The organism is Noviherbaspirillum denitrificans (genome assembly GCF_002211445.1).
In the GTDB taxonomy this organism is placed as follows: domain Bacteria; phylum Pseudomonadota; class Gammaproteobacteria; order Burkholderiales; family Burkholderiaceae_D; genus Noviherbaspirillum; species Noviherbaspirillum denitrificans.
In genome coordinates this window covers 1-639 of the sequence record NZ_LSTO01000006.1, presented here as the reverse complement: position 1 = coordinate 639, position 639 = coordinate 1, and the positions used below count along the sequence as shown (strand labels likewise).

1 protein-coding gene is annotated in these 639 nt (G+C 59.5%); it reads right to left on the bottom strand.

Features of this window, described 5'->3' with window-relative positions:
- Positions 1 to 425: 425 nt before the first annotated feature.
- A partial coding sequence (locus AYR66_RS25785) for a Holliday junction DNA helicase RuvB C-terminal domain-containing protein (protein WP_272938380.1) occupies positions 426 to 639 on the bottom strand: 214 nt, incomplete at its 5' end.

The window sequence follows — 639 nt, the reverse complement described above, 5'->3', positions numbered from 1 at the left end:
CGATCATGCTCCGCGCGATATCGTAGCCGTCGGCCACGGACAGCGGCCCGTTCGCGGACAGCGGCGGGATCAATTGCGCCTTCGCACGCGCGTCAAGCAGCTGGTGGGCGTAGCGATTGGCTTGCGTGGACATGAGCATGGCGGGGACTCGACAAGAATGGTCGCCGACTCTCGCAGTCCGGCGGCTCGCCCTGCACTTTACGCAGGTGGCAAGTCGCAAAGTTGCGGGAAATCAAAGAAAAAAGCGCGACCGTGCTTAAAAAGAAGCATTATAGGGACATCTTTGTCTTTTTTTTACCAAGTGAATACAAGTACCGTAGTTTTACGGATGACAACAAGACAACTTTTCGCAAAAAAGGTTGCGAGCGTTGCCATTACAACAACAACCAGCTACCCGGCGAGAATGCCGGGCATGGTGGACAAGCTTACTGGCCCGGCTGTTCCCACAAGTCGCCGACGGCGCCGGTGCGGGGGGCGGTAATGCCGAAGTGGGTGTAGGCGGTAGGGGTCGCGATGCGGCCGCGCGGCGTGCGCTGCAGGAAGCCTTGCTGGATCAGGTAAGGTTCCAGCACATCCTCGATGGTGTCGCGCTCCTCGCCGATGGCGGCAGCGAGGTTGTCCAGTCCTACAGGCCCGCCA